General features: G+C 70.0%; 2 protein-coding genes. Both read left to right on the plus strand.

The genetic code is table 11. The annotated features are described in order from the left end of the window. The first annotated feature begins 52 nt into the window (after positions 1-52). The gene (locus tag HGK34_RS22300) at positions 53-478 is read left to right on the plus strand and encodes an IS5 family transposase (protein WP_307816176.1); all 426 of its coding nucleotides are present in this window, start codon (positions 53-55) and stop codon (positions 476-478) included. Between the two features lie 35 nt (positions 479-513). After that, a partial coding sequence (locus tag HGK34_RS22305) for a transposase (RefSeq protein ID WP_244667068.1) occupies positions 514-791 on the plus strand: 278 nt, incomplete at its 3' end.

A 791-nucleotide genomic window follows, 5' to 3' on the forward strand; every position in this document is an offset into this window, starting at 1 on the left:
CTAGGGCCTGTCCTGCGAATGGGCAGGTCACAGGGCCGGTAATGTCAGGGTTGTGGGTGTTGGACGCGGTGAGTTGACCGATGCGGCTTGGGCGCGGATCGAGCCGTTGTTGCCCTCGGCGGAGGGTCGTCGGGGTGGTCGGTGGCGGGATCACCGGCAGGTGATCAATGGGATCTTGTGGCGGCTGCGAACGGGTGCGCCGTGGCGGGACGTGCCCGCGAAGTACGGGCCGTGGAAGACGCTGCACGAACGGCTGCGGGTCTGGACCGCGGACGGCACCTGGGAGGAGATCCTGGACCACGTGATCGTCAAGGACGACTCGATCGGCACGGTGGAGTGGACCTTCTCGATCGACTCCACCAATGTCCGGGCCCACCACCACGCGGCGGGGGCCCGGAAAAAGGGGGCTGCAAGACCGACTGGGTCGAGGACCTCGCGGTCGCTGATGAGGCGATCGGCCGGTCGCGGGGAGGCCTGACCTCCAAGATCCACCTCGCCACCGACGGGCGCGGGCTGCCCATGAGCGTGATCCTCACGCCCGGGCAGGCCGGGGACAACCCCCAGCTGCTGCCCCTGCTGGACCAGGTCAGCGTGAAGCGTGACGGGCCTGGCCGGCCCAGGAAGCGTCCCGACCGGGTGCTGGCGGACAAGGCCTACTCCAGCCCGTCAACCCGCCGGGCGCTGCGCAAACGCGGGATCACGTTCACCAGCCCGGAGAAGAAGGACCACACCGCCCACCGGCTGCGCAAGGGCCACCGGGGCGGACGCCCGCCCGTCTTCGACGCCGAGGC

Origin of the sequence: Myceligenerans indicum, from assembly GCF_016742955.1 — a bacterium.
GTDB lineage: Bacteria > Actinomycetota > Actinomycetes > Actinomycetales > Cellulomonadaceae > Myceligenerans > Myceligenerans indicum.